Origin of the sequence: Nostoc sp. PCC 9305 (genome assembly GCF_963920915.1) — a bacterium.
Lineage (GTDB): Bacteria > Cyanobacteriota > Cyanobacteriia > Cyanobacteriales > Nostocaceae > Nostoc.
Genome location: NZ_CAWUDN010000020.1, coordinates 14,573 through 31,798, shown reverse-complemented (window position 1 = coordinate 31,798; position 17,226 = coordinate 14,573). Strand labels below are relative to the sequence as shown.

The window sequence follows — 17,226 nt, the reverse complement described above, 5'->3', positions numbered from 1 at the left end:
AAAAATAAATCCAGTAACTTTTATGAGTCAAACACAATCGGAACTAAAGCTACTGACTTTCGATGAATTTATTGAATGGTATCCAGAAAACTCAGAAGTACGTTATGAATTACATGATGGGGTGATTGTGGAGATGCCAAAGCCTAAAGGGGAGCATTCTGATTTAGGTGGTTTTTTGATTGAAGAATTACTGATCACAATTAGAGAGATGGGTAAACGCGGTATCTGGACTATACCGAAAGAATCCATTATTAAACCATTCCGAGAGAAATCAGGGTACGAACCGGATATTATTGTTTTAAATCAAGAAACTATTGATACCGAAACACGCTGGAAGAAGGAATCAGTTATCCATAATGCTAGTTCGGTCAAACTAATAGTTGAAGTAGTGTCAACCAACTGGCAGGATGATTATTACGATAAGCTTCGTGACTATGAAGCTATGGGTATACCTGAATATTGGATTGTGGATTATGCAGCGTTGGGTGGACGTGTATTTATTGGTAGTCCCAAAGTTCCGACTATTTTTGTCTGTGAACTTATTGATGGCGAATATCAAATGACACCCTTTAGAGAAACAAACCTTATAGTGTCTCCTACTTTTTTGCAGTTGAATCTAACCGCACAACAAGTTTTTGACTCGGTGATTTAAACTTTTTAGAGTTCAACAAATTGTCAATGCAAGATTTTTAAACCTTACAGCGCTTTCGGCTATTATGCAATATAGTTTTCTCCTTGCCCCTCTCCCAATACTTGTCGGTTAAGGGGGAAAGGGGAAGGTGGGGCCCCCTCTGGGGATAAGGGGCGGGGGAAAAAGGAAATAAAAAACCTTTAACCCAAACCCAGTAACCTTTTCCCCAAACCAAATTCTGAGTTGAAAATGTAAAACCCGATAGGAATTTACGCAAAACAAGTGTAAATTCCACTTACCACCCTTAAAGCTAATTCCCCATCTTTAGCGTGTTGCCAACTTCCTGTGACGGCTATAAATCAAAATCAAGGCTGAATGTTTCCGGTTCAGAATCTTCTTCTTTCTCCTGTGCAAATGGAGTTGGAGTCCAAGACGTGAGTTGGTTTGACTCAGTATTAATCGGAGTGTTTGCCATTTGTTGTACAGGTAATCCAGCCTTAATGAAAACAAAATAGCAATCAACTATAAAGTAAATCGTGTCCAGGTAACTTTTATCTAGTTTTTGCGATTCTGCAAATATGCGCTCTCGGTAATTATCTTTGAGGCGAACTTTTTCCGGTGCTAAGTCTTTTTTATCTACCATTGTTATAACTTTACTTAAAAGATGTAGTAGTTGGGTTCTTACTGCTAATGGTTTTTGCCATCTCTAAAAGCCCAGAGACATTGGCTTCTACAGGATTGTCCAGGATTTTGAAGCCGTTTTTCTCCAACAGCTTCTTAAATCCTGGTAAGAGGCAACCTCCACCAATCGCCCAGATTTCATCCCCTTGATGCTTGGCATCTAGTGTCAGATTCACCACTTTCTTCAAGTATTTTTCATACCAATCTTTCAAACAAGCGCTGTATATATCTTTGATATCGATGTCACGGCTGTATCTTGTATGCCCCATTTCCAGACAAAATCGGATCTTGGAAGCATCCCCAATTTTTCCCCCATTTAAATGTTTCATTTTTTGGGAGATATCATCGATGAGAACTTCTACACCAATGGGGTAAGCGGTGTGAACTTCTCGTTGACCCCGGTTGTAACGAGAATACAGGGTTGTTCCATTGCCAAAGTCTAAAATGGTTAGTTTTTTTGGTAGTGGATGCCCAAACAATGCACCCATACCCTCTAGTACAACTTTCAGTACTTCTACTTTCACGTCTGATTGTTTGCCAGCAAGTATTGGCTGATATTCTCCATTGAGTACTTTTTGCAATTCGTCAGCTAGACCAACATCATGTAAGCTGACGACTAATTTTAAATGCCAAGCCTTACGGTGTGGTAGATGTGCCAATGCACCTAATAAAGTCAATAATGCGTTGTTGACTTTATTTTCATTATTGTCTGTGTTGCGGTCAAAATAATTTCCTGTCCGGTAAGCAGACTCTCCAACGGTGTAAGCAGTGCCGTTAAAAACTACGCGCCCAGGTACATCTTCCATCTCGGCATTGGTTATATAGCTGGGGACACGAACTACTTCAAATCCTTCGACTAAAAGTTTGAGACTTCCGTAACCGTTATCAAAACCCGCAGGAAAAATTTTTTGCAACGTGTGAATGTTTGACATAAAGACAAAGGTAATACACTTTGATTTGTGAAAATTATCTGTTCAAGTGATCTGCAAGAGCAAGAGAAAGAAGAATAAAATAATTTCCCCTTATTTTCCCAACTCAAGAGCTTATCATAACCCCTTGGGGGCTAAATGGGGTACAAATTGTTAGCCAGTCAAATATACCCCATTTAGCACCTATATGCACCCTATATAGGGGTCAAAATCTCATCAAAGTCCTGAACTATTGTTGGGGTATATATAGCCCCCATGTAGCCCCCAATAAGAATTTTTGAAATCTTTTCTATCAACGCAGCAAAAATTAAATTAGATCATTGTTGACTTTTTGATTTATACTTTACTGTCAATTTTTTGTTGAAAAGCAATTCAGTTTTGATCTTTAACTTCTTGCTGACTAAGTAACGAGTGCGTTATTACTTGCTTACAGGTTCAGCTTTCTCAACTGAATTATCATTCACACCCAAAGTTAATTCCAAAGGAATTTTTTGGGGATAAGCTTTTACTACTTGCCGATAAACATCATAATTAGTAGGTAGGGTCTGCTGAGAATTACCCACCCCATAGGTCAGTTTGTACTTTACATCTTTAATCAATTCAGGTTTACCTACCTCTTCTTGAGGTCTTTTGCGTTGTTCAACTTCATCAACACTTGGTCGCGGCGGTAAAGTAGGCCACCATAACCCTCGGTCATCTGGGCCAACAACTGCTCCTGCCGGTTTCAATCCATTCCGATTCAACATTGAAGTATTCGCAAAAGTTTCAATATATTCGCGGGAGTCCCTACCTTCAGGGAACGGAGAAGCAGTGAAGCGCCCTTTGCAGTGAGCAAGGTGGGGAGGGATAGCGACGGGTGACGGAGGCACGGAGTCGCCCACTCTCTTCTATCTCGACACGCAGAGTCTAGTACTGCGCTGCAATAGTTCGACTTTTGAGGCTTTGAATTGTCCATATCGTCTCCAATTAATGTCATAAACGCTGACAATTTTTGTAGCTTCGCTGTACCCACCAATCCAGCCCAGAACAGTCTTTCCCGACTTCTTTGCTCTAACCAAATCACCAGACCTGAACCCAAAGGGTGTAATGGTGCCACCCTTGCGCTTACGGTTTCCGGTCACGCCACTGACCGGATTCTCAAAGTGCAATTGACGACGGTAAAGATTGGGACGGCTGATCACCCGAAACACCGATTTTGTGACGGTGACTTGACCTTGCCAGTGATGACCGCGCCCATTGCTAGATTGAAACGACTGGTATGACATAAAGTGACTAGCCGCCAGTGCGATGCCGTCATTGGCATGAGTTTCAGGAATCTGCTTTGACTTGTCACCCTTGTCTTTAGCCAGCCCTAATTGCTGCCTGAGCGTCGAAGTTTGCCACCCTTCCTGAGAAACAGTCGGGCAGAGTTCTTCTAGCCACTGAAACATGAATTTCTGTCCGACCATCACCGGAGAAAAGCCGCGTCCTTTACCCTTTTCAGTTCTGGCTTTGACGACCTCATAGCGGATGTCAGAGACGGGGAAGAGTTTGATTAGCTCTTTCGTAACCCGCAATTCCATCTGCCTGTTGGCTCGAATCGAAGGCGGCAATTTACCCTGCCTTCGATTCGAGAAGCGCTTCTGGCGATGCGCTCTGAGATGGAATGCCACTTTGCGGTTGATACGTCTGGCACGTCTGGCACGACGCAGAATTCGGCGACCATTCATCTTCTTTGTAATTGCCTGGAAGGGCAGGATGAGATGTGCGGTGAACAGCGTAAACCTAGATGACTGAATTCCAATACCCGTGAACATCTTGCCGGGGTCGATGCCGAGTGCGATGTCTTGAACCTCGTAGCCTGATGGCTCGCAGATTAGCTGAACGCAAAACAGATTCAGGTCGTTGTGAACGACTTTTGCCTTGCCCGCTTTGAGCCAGCGACGAGCGCGGCTGGGTTTGGTGGGCATAGCAGGAGAACCGTCTGGATTGAGAACTGAAACGCGCATTTTGGAGATAATCCTTATCGCTAAGTGAGAAAGTCCCTTCGCCCACCATCAAGATAGATGTCCTTTCTAAAAGCACCGATAACCAGTCGGTTTAGAGGCAATCCGAGTTAGGGAAACGCTCGGAAGTCTGTGCTATCTCGTTGGCTCGTTGGGCTAGTGCAACGCTTTGTTAGAACCTGGCTGTTCCAAGCCCTATCCTCAAAACCCGTGGCGCGGAGCGCTAGGGTTTAGGGTAGGGTAGTTGACTGCGTGGCTGTGGTTGACTAGTTAGGTTATTCGCATACTTGACTTGCCAGGAGTAACTGGTGAGTGCTGTAGCTTCATACTGTTCAGCAGTAGTAGTGCTGCAACTAGTTAGTGTCAGTGCCGTTAGTGCAGTTATTATTGAGGGTAAAATTTTCAACTTTTGCATTATCAATCGTAAATATCTCTTACTAATCACTCTTGAAGAGGGAGGTAGCATCATTGCTGCCAAGGTGAAGGAATCGCCGTAATCGAAAGCACTTGACCTGTTGTTAATCTAATCGCCGTCTGCTCACAATTAGGACATTGGACTTTCACCTGAATTAGTGAAGGATGACCTTTGTATTCTCCCATCACAGGCTCTCCAGTATATTCGCTAATTATTCCCTGTTGACATTGATAGCACTCGAATATGACACGCCCCACTGAGGAGTTACAATCCAAAAACTGGATATGTTGACAGCGTTCTGGCGGTAACTCTTCTTCATCATCGTTCTTTGTCAATTGACCCTGTTGCTTAGGCTGTTGCGGTGATTTGGATCTTCTCTTGTCAGAAGAGGTACGTTCTGCTTTACTTTTCTCTAAATGTTGCGGTTTCTCAGCAGCGTTCGGCTTTGACCTTAAAGGAGATATCACCTCTGCTTGGGCTGGCTGCTCAACTGACGGCGGCTCATCAATGGGAGTAATGCCAAGCTGAGAGGTTGGCTGCTGTTTCTCTACTGCTTTATAAGCAACAAGGTCAAGCTTTGGGCTTTGGTCGTTGGGTTTTGGCTGTTGTTTAGGTAGCTTGGGCGATCGCTCTTTTGATTTCATCAGAACTTTTTATGTGGACTTGGGGAAATAAGTTTATTTTAAGCGCTAATTTATTTCCCTAAATCGCTCCTCATCGCCAGAATGAAAGTATAGTTAGCTTTTTAGGTAACAAGCAATTTTGAGCATTAGTTTTTTATTACTTTGGTGTAAAACTTGTGAAAATCTTTGCGGTCTACTTAAATTGTCATAGAATCAGTTCATTCTGTAACTAATATATATATGTTTTTTCATCAAAAATCGCATAGTACTAAGAAAATATGATTATCGCAGTTACTAATCAAAAGGGAGGAGTAGCCAAGACAACCTCTACTATTGCACTAAGTGGATTGCTGGCAGAAAGTTCCTCCTGCCTTGTAGTTGACTTTGATCCCCAAGGCAATTTAACCACAGGTCTAGGAATCAAGATTCAGCCAGGGCAGATGACTGCTTATGAAGTACTTACAGATCGTAAACAGAGCGCATCTGAAACTATTATTGACACCGAGTACGGAATCAAGCTGATTCCGGCTGACATATCTCTAGCATCTGGAGAAAAGCAAATTTTGACCTCGGCAGATAATAGCCGAATCCTGAGAAAGAAGTTGAATCCTTTACGGCAAGAATTTGCTCATATCCTCATTGATTGTCCACCTAGCTTAGGTATGCTGACTCTAAATGCACTAATGGCAGCAGATGCAGTGTTGATCCCCGTTCAATGTCAGTTTTTTGCTTTAGAAGGCTTACGACAATTATTGGAAACTATCGAAAGTCTTCGTGATGAAGACACTCACCCCAATTTGCAAATTTTAGGAGTCTTGCCTACAATGGCAGACCGTACACTCACGACCCAAGATGCTCTCAAAACTCTTAAAACTAAACTTCCTGGGGTCAAAATTTTTGAACCAGTTCCTAAGTCTGTTCAGTTTCCAGAGTCCAACTTGGCGCGTCAACCAATTCATCGATATACCACAGAAAGAAAATTGATTGAACCTTATCAAGAAATCGCCAGGGAAATGGCAGAACAGGAGTAATATGGCGAAGCGGCGCTTGTCAATGGCAGATGAAATGGAATTTCCGAATAAAACCAGACAATTCCTTGACTTAGTAGGAGTTACCAATAATCCTCAACTCTCGGAAAACGAATCTATTGAACAATCTTTATTAATAACTCAAATTCACCTAGCTGCTCATCAGCCTCGGCGTTATTTTTCAATTCAAGGAATGGAAAGCCTAGTTGCTTCTATTCGTGAACATGGCATCTTGCAGCCACTGCTTGTCCGACCGTTAGAATCCGGTAATTATGAATTGATTGCTGGTGAACGTCGCTACCGTGCGGCTCAAACTCTTGGAATGGAGCAAGTTCCGGTTATTATCCGCCATCTCAATGACCAAGATGCTTTCCAAGTCGCCCTCCTCGAAAATTTGCAACGGGAAGATTTAAATCCGGTTGAGGAAACTGAAGCTATTTTGCAACTGCTATCTATTCGCTTGGAATGCTCTCAAGGAGAAGTTATTTCCCTACTCAATCATATTGCTAACCTCCAAAAGCAAAAAACAGAAACTACGAACAACGTTGTTCGTAACCAATGGGAAATGGTAGAAAAGATATTTTCAGTAATAGGTAGGTTGACTCCAGACAGTTTTCGTAGTCATCGCCTACCTTTACTAAATTTACCTAAAGATGTTCTAGAAACTTTGCGCCAAGGACAACTAGAATATACCAAAGCTCGTATCATCGCTCAATTGAAAGACAAAGATCAGCGACATCAACTTCTAGTGAAAACTATTGAAGAAAATCTTTCAGTTAGAGATATCAAAAGTTACATTCAATCAGTTCAACCTCCTAAGTCTTCTCAGCCGAATATCCTTCCTAATCGGATGAAGGAAGCCTATCAGCGAGTTAAGCAAGCTAAAATCTGGGAAGATCCTAATAAAGCAAAAGTTTTAGATAAGTTGTTAGGGCAAATTGAAGCTTTATTAGAGTAAAATCTATGGTTTTTTACAACATATTTCACTTTCCTCACCAACCTTTGAGGCGTAGCTTGCATAGCTTGCGCTCGTAGTCATCGTATGGGGAAGCGAAGCAGCATTTTCGACTTTATCATCTACTATTACTGTAATCTCAAAAGAGTATAGTATTTATGTACTATGATTGAACTGAATTCCAGTATTGTAATAATGTGCGGCATCTGAGCATAAACAATGTCCACTCCCTCTAATCTTTCCCCTCAACAAGTAAGTGCCTTTCCTCAACACGAAACAATCACCGGAGTCGTAGAACGTTTAACTTTTTACTCTGCTGAATCGGGTTACACAGTGGCAAGACTGACCCGCCCCCGCAGCACCGAACTGACAACAATTGTCGGCAGCTTTGCTAATATTCAGCCAGGTCAAACTCTACAGCTAACCGGTTTCTGGCGTGACCATCCTCAGTTTGGCCCCCAGTTCCAAGTAGTCAACTACAAAGAAACCAAACCAGCTACTCTCACTGGAATTGAAAAATATTTGGGTAGTGGTTTAATTAAAGGCGTGGGCCCAGTCACAGCCAAGCGTATCGTCGCTCACTTCGGTTTAGAAACCCTGGACATTATCGAAAACCAGATTGAACGACTGATTGAAGTCCAGGGTATTGCCAAAAAGCGGATCACTCTCATCAAAAACGCCTGGTCAACTCAGAAAGCTATCAAAGAAGTGATGGTGTTTCTCCAGGGGCATGGTGTTTCTACCACTTATGCTGTGAAGATTTACAAGCAATATAAGGATGAAGCGATCGCTACTGTTACCAAAAACCCATACCAGCTAGCAGCCGACATCTACGGTATTGGCTTTCTGACTGCTGACAAGATTGCGAGAAATATAGGAATTGCCCCGGATTCAGAATTTCGTTACCGTGCAGGAAATTATCCACTGTTTAAGTGAAGCTGCCGAAGATGGCCACTGTTACCTGCCACAAAGCGAACTGATTGAGTCGGTAATCAAACTACTGACTACCGAATCTCATCAGCCCACAGAAGAAGCGGTCGCGATCATTATTAAAGATATGGCTTTAACAGACGACCTGATTAGAGAGTGGGATGAAGAAAAAACACTACTTTGCTACAAGCCGACTTACTTTCATACAGAACAAAATTTAGCTCAACTGATACGCCAACGCTTGGAAAAACCTGTTGGCACTGACATTGAGCGTGTGCGTGATTGGATTGACCGCTTTACAGCCAACCGTAAAATTCAGCTTTCAGAACAGCAACGCCAAGCTGTAGAAACAGCAGCGTACTCCAAAATCATGATCCTCACTGGTGGCCCTGGCGTTGGAAAGACCTTCACAACTCACACCATTGTCAGTCTGTGGAAAGCAATGGGTAAATCTATTGCTCTAGCTGCACCCACTGGACGGGCTGCTCAACGCTTAGGTGAAATGACTGGGCTGGAGGCAAAGACAATTCATCGCTTGTTGGAATTTGACCCGCGCTCAAGGGGTTTCAAGCGCGATAGCGAAAATCCTTTACCCCACACGGCAATTATCGCTGACGAAGCTTCGATGCTTGATTTATTTCTGGCTTACTCCTTGGTTAAAGCAGTATTGGCTGGCGCTCTATTGTTGTTGGTGGGTGATATTGACCAGTTACCGTCTGTAGGGCCAGGTCAAATACTGGCTGACTTGATCAATTCTGGGCGAGTTCCCGTAGTGCGGTTAACCCAGGTATTCCGCCAAGCTCAAACAAGTGCAATTATCACTGCTGCTCACCAAATCAACCGGGGACAGTACCCAACAATCGAGCCAATTTCTGATAATCCCGTGTCTGATTGTATTTGGCACGGCGGAGGTCATCAGCCTGAACATGGAGTGCAAGCAATTTGCGAATTGATTACAGACTTGCTCCCCGGCTTAGGTTTTAATCCTGCTACTGATGTCCAAGTGCTTTGCCCGATGACACGGGGAGTAATCGGGACTCGTAACCTGAACACAGTATTGCAACAGTTGATCAACCCACCCAGCCCCAGCAAGGTGGAGATTAACAGAGGTGGGAATTTGTTACGCGAGGGCGATCGCATCATCCAGCTAACCAACGACTACAACCGCGAAGTTTTCAACGGCGACTTGGGAATAATCCTCACCATTGATACTGTCGAGCAGGAAGTTACAGTACTGTATGGTGAGCGGACTGTGGTTTACGATTACGCTGACCTGAATGAAATTGCCCTTGCCTGGAGCATTTCGATTCATAAAAGCCAAGGCTCAGAATATCCGGTGATAGTTCTGCCAATTTATATGCAGCACTATATGATGTTGACCCGGAACCTGTTTTACACTGGTATAACTCGTGCCAAGAAGTTAGCGATCGTAGTTGGCGCAAAAAAAGCGATATCTCTAGCGGTGCGCTCTACTGATGACCAACGGCGGTACACACGGTTACAGCAGAGGTTACTTCACCCAGGACTGCATTGGTGATGAATTTTGATTATTAAAAATAGAAAACTTTATTGAGCTATTTGATTTATACTTTTAAATTCCTTGGTTTAAAAAAGTGTTGAGTTTGTATGTCCAGCCTGAGTTCCGATATGGTTCGCATCTATTTGCAGGAAATTGGTCAGTATCCTTTATTAAAGCCAGAGGAAGAAATTGCTTATGGTAGACAGGTACAAGAAATGATTGCCATTGAGCAATCTAAAAATGAACTCACCCAACAGCTAGACCGTGAACCAACTTTGACTCAATTAGCTAATGCTGTCGAAAAAACCGAAGCACAAGTCCGAGCAGCACTACACCTTGGCCAAAAAGCCAAACAAAAAATGGTAACAGCTAACCTGCGATTGGTAGTATCTGTTGCCAAGAAATACCAGAACCGCAATTTGGAATTTCTAGATTTGATCCAAGAAGGAGCGATCGGTTTACAACGGGGTATAGAAAAGTTTGATCCCAACCGGGGCTATAAGCTATCAACCTATGCCTACTGGTGGATTAGTCAAGCTATAACCAGAGCAATAGCAGAACAATCGCGCACTATTAGATTGCCTGTTCACCTCACTGAAATACTTAATAAAATTAAAAAAGTGCAGCGAGAAAGCTTTCAAAAACTTGGTCGTCATGCTAGTGCTGAAGAAGTGGCTGCATCATTAAACATCAGCCCAGATAAGCTTCGAGAATATCTCAGTGCTTCTCGCACAGCCATCTCTTTGAATAAACAAGTCGGAGACGAGAAAGAGACAGAATTGGGCGAAATTTTAGCAGACGTTAGCGCTTCACCAGAAAAACTGCTCACCCAAGAACTTCTATCGCAAGACGTAGCTAAATTCTTAGAACCATTGACACCTATACAGCGTCAAGTGTTGACTTTAAGCTTTGGGCTAGAGAACGATCAGCATTTCAATCTCGCTCAGATTGGCCAACAGCTAAATCTTAGCCGAGAAAGGATTCGTCAAATCCAGGTCAAAGCTATAAGCATTCTCCGCCATCGACAAAACGACATACAAGAGTATTTATTTGATTAAACCATCATGTAAAAATAGTTGTACAAATTTCAGTAGACCAAAAAGTTTGGCGTGAGCTTTGCTCACCGTATTAGCATCAGCTAGTAAGTTTGTGGTACCGATTTTTCTTACTTGACCTTTTGTTAAGTTCTCTCACCGGTCTTAGACCCAGGTTTTACCCTGCATACCAAAAAGATTTCCAAATGGGTCCCACATTTGACAAATTGCTTGCTGTCCCTCAATTACCAAAGGGCCTCGATAAAGCCTTGCACCATGCTTTTGGGCATAATCTAATGCTTGCTCAAAGTTGTCTACACGCCAATACGCTACTTGACCTGCGTTCCCCGGACGCATTTTTTCATCTGCCAGATGGAAAAACATTTCAACGCTGCCAACATCAATCAATGCTCCCTGTATTTCATTTTCTACATAAAAGTAATTCATTGGTATATTTAAAAGCTCGCCATACCATTGAGCAGCTGCAACAACATCATCTACGAAAAAAAATATAGCTTGAACGCCCTTAAACATATACTGCTCAGTTTCTCCTTATCTGGTGAAGCACCCCAAAATCTATCCTACTTGCCAAAGCATACGCTCGTCACTGCTATTGTGACTCTTCATTTTTCTACATTCTAGGTATTCCACGTCAGAGCTATTACGTATAATTACCTTCATTTTGTACAATAAAAACACACTATTGTTTGAGCGAAAAATAAGCTGATGTATTTATTAGATACATCAGCTTTTGAATTATCCCAAGATTTCAATCACAGCCGCTAGAATAGCTGGGGCTTTGTCTGAAACCGGAATGAATACCCGCTTTTTCCAGTTGATGATCTCGGTGAAACATCCAGCAGCTAAAAGCCGCTCTGCCAGTGAAATAGCATTAACCAGTTCTATGCGAGGTTCTGCGGCAATGTAAGAACGCCGTAAAGTAACGCCACCCGGTAACTGCTGGGAATAGCCTTCGTTTAACACCAGTGAAACAAGTTCTGCTGGGCTTAACAACTGGTTCTTCAGACCGAGTTGTTCAGCCACAGACTTAATATCATTAGCATTCACCACCCGACCGAGAATCTTTTGCCCATCGCTGGTTTGTAGTCGGAAGACTCGACTATTCTGCTGTGGCAGGATTTTCCAGATGGGTAGGAGAATACCAGTTACCAAATGCAGGTAATCGGTTGTGAACTTGGGTAATTCGTTTACTTCAGTAGACCAAGCAGCAGTAAACGCATCAATAGAAACTTGCCCCCATGTGGAAGATTCCAAGTCTTGGACTGGTACGCGAGTTTCTTTCTGTGGTCGAACCAACAGAACTCTTGGTACAACACCACCATCAGCGTCGTAGATACTATGTGTCGGAATTGACACAGCAACATGACCAGATTTGGAGTTGATCATGAGCCTTCCTTGATATTGAGTGGCGAACTCAACCATTTCTTGAGCCATTCTGATGTGGTTCCTTTGGGTGCGCTCCACTTTCAAGTAATTGGTGACGCTACCTGTGGCAGGGTGGGTGTACACAGCTTCCTGGCTCTCAACAGTAAAGTGTTCAGCCCGTAAAGTTTCCACCCCCATCTCATAGACCCCATTAGCGATCGCTGCCTCAATCTGCTGACTTAGCAACAACTCAAAACGCTCGAAAATGATGTTCTGCATATCGATGCGTAAAGCCAACAGGCGATTGAGGAATTGCCGCAATGGGGGCAAGTCGATTTTCATCCCGCCTTCGTGAGAGGTTAAGCACAGTCCAGTCATTTGCTCGAACTTTCCTAAAGGCACTTCATAAAATCGACCTTGGTATATTTGTCTGAATAACTCATACAGGGCGTGTTCTGCATAGTTCGACTCCAGATTATCCTTAGCTTGAAATATCCCATTGCCACCGGTCTGCCGTTGACCACGAGTAAGAGCGCCCAAGCTATCCAGCCTTCGGGCAATGGTTGAGATAAAGCGGCGTTCACCTATGACGTTAGTGGTAACAGGTCTGAACACCGGTGCTGATGCTTGGTTTGTGCGATGCGATCGCCCAAGTCCTTGGATTGCGTTGTCTGCTCTCCATCCGGCTTCAAGCAGGTAGTGCGATCGCCTTTTACGATTCGCAGCGTTTAAATCGGCATGATAACTTCTGCCTGTCCCGCCAGCGTCACTGAAGATGAGGATTTGTTTGTCTCCCTGCATAAACGCAGCAGTTTCGGCAATATTCGCTCCACTGCCTCTATAATCTACAAACAAACGTCCAGATTCATCTTTTAACACCCGTTTGCTACGACCAGTAACTTCAGCCACTTGCTTGTTACCGAAGTGCCACAGCAATTGTTCTAATGCACCAGGGATTGGATCAAGACTTGCTAACTTATCGACTAAGGCATCTCTCAAAGTTACGGCTTCTTGGGAAATAACTGGAGAACCATCGGCATCAAAGACTGGCTCGGATCTTTCTTCTCCATCAACGCCAGAATGGATGGAATGCAGATGAATGGGGAAAGCACTCATCAAGTAGTCCATCACATATTCTCGTGGGGTCAAGTCAAGATTGAGATCCTTCCATTCGGAAGCCGGAACTTCATCAAGTCGTCGTTTCAAAAGTTCTTCATTAGTCGAAACTATTTGAATGACAATTGCAAGACCTTGGGCTAGATCCTGCTCAATCGCTTTGATCAGGGTAGGGCATTTCATGCCAGTCAACAGATGATTGAAGAATCTTTGCTTATGCGACTCGAACTGAGACACTGCGCTCATCTTCGCAGCACGGTTGTAAGTCTTGTCACCAGAGATATTACAAGCTTCCAGGGCTTTATCTAAATTATGGTGAATAACTTGAAAAGCATCAGAATAGCTGTTATAACTCCGTTCCTGCGTCGGTGTTAACTCAATTTCGAGAGTCTGGTACTCAACTCCCTCGAATGAAAGACTCCGCGCCAAATACAGACCGAGTGCTTTCAAATCTCTAGCCACAATCTCCATCGCGGCGATACCACCGACCTCAATGGATTCCACAAAATCCTCACGGGAGGTAAACGGGAAATCTCCAGTCTGCCAAAGCCCTAGACGATTTGTGTAAGATAGGTTGGAAACCTTCGTCGCTCCAGTCGCGGAGACATAGACAACCCGTGCCTGCGGTAAAGCATTTTGCAACCGCAGCCCAACAATGCCTTGCTGGGATGCTGCAACCATGCCCAGTTTACCCTCTTGCGCCATTGCGTTACCCATACTGTGGCACTCGTCATAGGCGATCGCTCCCTCAAAGTCCTTGCCTGCCCACTCAACGATTTGCTTGAGCCGACTTTTACCATTCTTTTGAGAACGTAGAGTAGAGTACGTGCAGAACAAAATCCCTTGGGTGAAAGGGATGGGGTCGCCAAGTTTGATATTACTGAGGTCAATGATATCTTTTTCACTACCTCCGAGCGCACACCAGTCTCTACGGGCATCTTCAACTAAGGCAGAACTCTTTGATACCCAAATGGCTTTTCTTCGTTTCTGACACCAGTTGTCGAGAATGATTCCTGCACATTGTCTACCCTTACCAGCACCAGTACCATCGCCCAAGAACCAGCCACGACGAAATCTAACAGCGTTTTCTGAGCTAGTTGCTGCTACAGTCACATTATCCCATGAATCATCGACAATATAAGACCCAGAAAGAAATTCACCGTGCGCCTGACCTGCGTAAATAACGCTTTCAAGTTGTGCTTCAGATAACAATCCTTGTGAGACAATGTTTCGCGGGAGATGCGGTTTGTAAGTGGGTGGTGGTGGCGAGACAAGCGCTAGGGCTGCACTTTCACAAAGAAGCGAGGGATGAGGTAAAGCGTCCTTGATTCGGATTCGCTGTGGGCGATAGGTTTCATATAAAGTATCTTTAAGTCCTTCTGTAGCAGACCATTCAACGACTTCGTATTCCAGAATAACCGCATCTGGAATTTCTGCGGAGGGTTCTGGTAAAGCGATCGCTGTACGCTTCGTTGGCAGTTTAACAACCTTCGCTGCAACGACAGCAGCTTTAATAGTTGCAGCATTCCATTGCGATGCCTGCGGCAACGTCAAAGACGAACGCCCAGGCAATTGCTGAATCAGTGCCAGTATTTCAGGCAGATTTAAAGTTTCGGTAATGCAAGGAATTTCGCTGGAGTCAGCCGGAACCTTGTCAATTACTGTGATTCTGGTGTCAATTTGCGTACCATGTTTTGAGTAAACCTTGCCGTTAACCCCGACCGACATTAAAACTCGTGCTTCCGAGTGCCACCTAACAAAAGTCTCTCGCCAGCTTGGGTTAGCCGGAGAAAACCAGTTAGCAGTAATTGTTACCAGCCGTCCACCGTCAGCCAGTCTTTGCAATGCCGAGTTGATGTGGCTCTTAGTTGCGTCGGGGTTGCGACTGTTGATTTTGGGAGATGCAGAGAAAGGTGGATTCATCAGCACAACTGAGGGCTGAGTCTTGCCAACCAGATAGTCGTTAATTTGTTCCGCGTTTACAGAGAATAATGGTGTGCCAGGGAATAATCGCCGCAGAATCTTACTTCTATCGGGTGCAAGCTCGTTTAGCATCAGACTTGCACTGTGCAGTTTAGCCATTTGTGCTAATAAACCAGTTCCGGCACTTGGCTCCAGAATCAAATCAGTAGCTTGTATAAATCCTGCTTTGGCTACCAGATAAGCAAGCGGCAGAGGCGTGGAGAATTGCTGAAGGTTTACTGACTCTTCACTACGGCGAGTATGCGTCGGGCAGAGGGCTACTAACTTCTCCAATTCCAATAATACTGTTAGCGGCGGCTCTAATAAAAGCTTGTAACCTTTTTGACGCAGATATAATATTTGCGCCACTTCCACTGCCTCATAAGCATCTTTCCACTGCCACGCACCGGACGCAGCAGTGCCTAGAAAGTAGCGATTCATCTGGGAAGAAACAGTTTTTGTAGAGAGAGGGCGATTATCTGTTAAAACTTTTGCAAGCTCTTGGGCAACATTAATAACTGACTGCCCATAATCGATTACTGCTTGCAAATCGAATAAAGAACCTTGGGTGAAAAGTTGCTGTACCATTGCATCACTCACAATATTATTTTTTCACCCTTGCTATGGCGAAGCCTTTCTCTTATTAATAAATGAGGCTATTACTAGCCTCATTTAAACTTTTAAACCTTCAGATATTTATTCTTCGGTGATCGAACGAGAATTAAAAAGCGAATTAAGCAGTTTTACACGGTCTATCTGGCTTGCGCTTGCCTGAAGACTTTACATCAGCCTTTTTAGTTTTCGGTGACTTGTTGGCAGCATTGTTAGCTTTGCTTGAACGAGTAGTACGTTTTGGTTGTGGTGAAATTTCTTTAACTGGAGGCAGTAATCTCAATGTAGGGAATGAGAGAATAACTGCTTCGTTACTGGTATGATGAACAGCTTCATCCTCTAGTGTCCAAGGATCTGGCAACTTTTCAAAAGTCCGAGCTTGTGGTGTGATTATTTCTGATACTGATGGAATTGTAGAAGCGGCTATATTTAGATTGCTAACTGGAACCACATTACTAGCGTAAGCAGCCGATACAAATAGTCCATTAATGAACTGGAATATAACGAGAGTAACAAATGCCCAAAAGATGGCTACTATTGCCAGGGTAAGTAGAGATTGCATATCCATGATTATTCTTCAACTAAGTATTTGTAATTTTCAACTGGTCTACGCAAAGCGTTCTTAACCTTTGTTCAAATGTGAAGCGTATTTGAACACATCCTCTCTTAAAGAGAGGACTTCACTCTAAATTTAGCGTAGCTTCTCTCTAATTTGACTCAGCTATATTTCTTCGTTATTTTAAAGCTTATTGATAAAATAGAGCAGCTTTTAGTATTTACCTATTTGAAGATTTCAAGTATTATAGTTATAAACTTATTTCCCAAAAATAAACATTGGGTGAAGTCTATGATTAAGATTTGATTGGTTAGCTAATTCTGGAAATAAAAGATTCTATTCAAACGAAAAATAAAAGTAGTCGTCACAATTAATTGAAAGTATGCCTAGCCCAACTACCGACTTAGAGCGCACAAACGCGAGATCCACACCCGCGTCTTCAACTTTGTATGTAAGCAGTGCGAACAACCCACACAACGAGAAACCTTTGGAGTTCGACGACTCTACTGTGAGCAATGCCGTCCGCCACAAGCACCCAAGAAATCGAAAGTAGTCCCTCTCAAGGAGAGAAAACCCAGAGCAATGAACTACAAGAGTGGGAAGGATATAGCTGGGTGATTTTTTGCCTCAAGGTTAAGAGCGATACCTTCTCTTCTCCTTCAGAGACGCACTCGTGAACGACGAACGCCAACGGAAAAAGCAGTTACGCCATCGCACGAAAGTGAGTGAAGCAGTGCGCTCATTGCCCTAACCTAACTCAAACTGGTAAAAAGTAACTCTACTGTTTAGGAGTCATTCAGGAGTTGCAAACTGTGCAAAGACCTCAGCCCCTGTCAGGTTCTTAGTTTCATTGGCAAAACATTG

General features: G+C 43.6%; 13 protein-coding genes and 2 pseudogenes. 6 read left to right on the top strand and 9 right to left on the bottom strand.

The genetic code is table 11. The features are described from left to right. The first annotated feature begins 22 nt into the window (after nucleotides 1–22). Nucleotides 23–652, top strand: coding sequence for a Uma2 family endonuclease (locus tag ACM0OX_RS09825; protein WP_414514711.1), 630 nt, complete (start codon nucleotides 23–25; stop codon nucleotides 650–652). A gap of 331 nt (nucleotides 653–983) precedes the next feature. Here the strand turns inward: ACM0OX_RS09825 and ACM0OX_RS09820 are convergent, their stop codons facing one another. From ACM0OX_RS09820 to ACM0OX_RS09795, 6 genes and pseudogenes are all read right to left on the bottom strand, one after another. Continuing rightward, nucleotides 984–1,274: a hypothetical protein gene (locus ACM0OX_RS09820; RefSeq protein ID WP_414514710.1), complete on the bottom strand. Its 291-nt coding sequence runs from the start codon at nucleotides 1,272–1,274 to the stop codon at nucleotides 984–986. Nucleotides 1,275–1,284: 10 nt separating this feature from the next. Beyond that, the gene (locus tag ACM0OX_RS09815; RefSeq protein WP_414514709.1) at nucleotides 1,285–2,244 is read right to left on the bottom strand and encodes a ParM/StbA family protein; all 960 of its coding nucleotides are present in this window, start codon (nucleotides 2,242–2,244) and stop codon (nucleotides 1,285–1,287) included. A 416-nt stretch (nucleotides 2,245–2,660) separates the two neighbouring features. Beyond that, nucleotides 2,661–3,008, bottom strand: a pseudogene (locus ACM0OX_RS09810) (hypothetical protein); the annotation flags it as partial. Between the two features lie 120 nt (nucleotides 3,009–3,128). Then, nucleotides 3,129–4,190 (bottom strand): RRXRR domain-containing protein, encoded by a 1,062-nt coding sequence (locus ACM0OX_RS09805; protein ID WP_414514756.1) that lies wholly within the window; start codon nucleotides 4,188–4,190, stop codon nucleotides 3,129–3,131. Between the two features lie 259 nt (nucleotides 4,191–4,449). Further along, nucleotides 4,450–4,641: a hypothetical protein gene (locus tag ACM0OX_RS09800; RefSeq protein WP_414514758.1), complete on the bottom strand. Its 192-nt coding sequence runs from the start codon at nucleotides 4,639–4,641 to the stop codon at nucleotides 4,450–4,452. A gap of 50 nt (nucleotides 4,642–4,691) precedes the next feature. Further along, nucleotides 4,692–5,285, bottom strand: coding sequence for a hypothetical protein (locus ACM0OX_RS09795; RefSeq protein ID WP_414514708.1), 594 nt, complete (start codon nucleotides 5,283–5,285; stop codon nucleotides 4,692–4,694). Nucleotides 5,286–5,542: 257 nt separating this feature from the next. On the opposite strand from ACM0OX_RS09795, the gene ACM0OX_RS09790 reads away from it, so the two are divergent. From ACM0OX_RS09790 to ACM0OX_RS09775, 4 genes and pseudogenes are all read left to right on the top strand, one after another. Continuing rightward, complete coding sequence (locus tag ACM0OX_RS09790; RefSeq protein WP_069074509.1) at nucleotides 5,543–6,295, top strand: ParA family protein; 753 nt, start codon at nucleotides 5,543–5,545, stop codon at nucleotides 6,293–6,295. A 1-nt stretch (nucleotide 6,296) separates the two neighbouring features. Next, nucleotides 6,297–7,250, top strand: coding sequence for a ParB/RepB/Spo0J family partition protein (locus tag ACM0OX_RS09785; protein WP_190901214.1), 954 nt, complete (start codon nucleotides 6,297–6,299; stop codon nucleotides 7,248–7,250). 216 nt (nucleotides 7,251–7,466) lie between these two features. After that, a pseudogene (locus tag ACM0OX_RS09780) lies at nucleotides 7,467–9,714 on the top strand (ATP-dependent RecD-like DNA helicase). 89 nt (nucleotides 9,715–9,803) lie between these two features. Further along, nucleotides 9,804–10,754 carry an RpoD/SigA family RNA polymerase sigma factor gene (locus ACM0OX_RS09775; protein ID WP_414514707.1) on the top strand — a complete coding sequence of 317 codons (951 nt, stop codon included), beginning with the start codon at nucleotides 9,804–9,806 and terminating at the stop codon, nucleotides 10,752–10,754. Nucleotides 10,755–10,895: 141 nt separating this feature from the next. On the opposite strand, the gene ACM0OX_RS09770 is transcribed toward ACM0OX_RS09775, so the two are convergent. The 3 genes from ACM0OX_RS09770 to ACM0OX_RS09760 all read right to left on the bottom strand — a co-directional run bounded on the left by ACM0OX_RS09770 (nucleotide 10,896) and on the right by ACM0OX_RS09760 (nucleotide 16,374). Further along, nucleotides 10,896–11,264, bottom strand: a complete 369-nt coding sequence (locus tag ACM0OX_RS09770; protein WP_292746052.1) for a VOC family protein — start codon at nucleotides 11,262–11,264, stop codon at nucleotides 10,896–10,898. A 222-nt stretch (nucleotides 11,265–11,486) separates the two neighbouring features. After that, entirely contained in the window at nucleotides 11,487–15,782 is a 4,296-nt protein-coding gene (locus ACM0OX_RS09765; protein WP_414514706.1) for a strawberry notch-like NTP hydrolase domain-containing protein, read from the bottom strand. A gap of 145 nt (nucleotides 15,783–15,927) precedes the next feature. After that, complete coding sequence (locus tag ACM0OX_RS09760) at nucleotides 15,928–16,374, bottom strand: hypothetical protein (protein ID WP_414514705.1); 447 nt, start codon at nucleotides 16,372–16,374, stop codon at nucleotides 15,928–15,930. Between the two features lie 411 nt (nucleotides 16,375–16,785). Here ACM0OX_RS09760 and ACM0OX_RS09755 point away from each other — a divergent pair, with 411 nt between their 5' ends. After that, a complete protein-coding gene (locus tag ACM0OX_RS09755) occupies nucleotides 16,786–16,980 on the top strand; it encodes a hypothetical protein (RefSeq protein ID WP_414514755.1) in 195 nt (64 codons plus the stop codon). Nucleotides 16,981–17,226 lie beyond the last annotated feature (246 nt).

Coding starts and splice junctions, on each gene's coding strand:
- ACM0OX_RS09815 (WP_414514709.1), bottom strand. CDS start 2,244: ATGTCAAACATTCACACGTTGCAAAAAATTTTTCCTGCGGGTTTTGAT.
- ACM0OX_RS09765 (WP_414514706.1), bottom strand. CDS start 15,782: ATGGTACAGCAACTTTTCACCCAAGGTTCTTTATTCGATTTGCAAGCA.
- ACM0OX_RS09790 (WP_069074509.1), top strand. CDS start 5,543: ATGATTATCGCAGTTACTAATCAAAAGGGAGGAGTAGCCAAGACAACC.
- ACM0OX_RS09825 (WP_414514711.1), top strand. CDS start 23: ATGAGTCAAACACAATCGGAACTAAAGCTACTGACTTTCGATGAATTT.
- ACM0OX_RS09795 (WP_414514708.1), bottom strand. CDS start 5,285: ATGAAATCAAAAGAGCGATCGCCCAAGCTACCTAAACAACAGCCAAAA.
- ACM0OX_RS09775 (WP_414514707.1), top strand. CDS start 9,804: ATGTCCAGCCTGAGTTCCGATATGGTTCGCATCTATTTGCAGGAAATT.
- ACM0OX_RS09760 (WP_414514705.1), bottom strand. CDS start 16,374: ATGGATATGCAATCTCTACTTACCCTGGCAATAGTAGCCATCTTTTGG.
- ACM0OX_RS09800 (WP_414514758.1), bottom strand. CDS start 4,641: ATGCAAAAGTTGAAAATTTTACCCTCAATAATAACTGCACTAACGGCA.
- ACM0OX_RS09805 (WP_414514756.1), bottom strand. CDS start 4,190: ATGCCCACCAAACCCAGCCGCGCTCGTCGCTGGCTCAAAGCGGGCAAG.
- ACM0OX_RS09785 (WP_190901214.1), top strand. CDS start 6,297: ATGGCGAAGCGGCGCTTGTCAATGGCAGATGAAATGGAATTTCCGAAT.
- ACM0OX_RS09820 (WP_414514710.1), bottom strand. CDS start 1,274: ATGGTAGATAAAAAAGACTTAGCACCGGAAAAAGTTCGCCTCAAAGAT.
- ACM0OX_RS09770 (WP_292746052.1), bottom strand. CDS start 11,264: ATGTTTAAGGGCGTTCAAGCTATATTTTTTTTCGTAGATGATGTTGTT.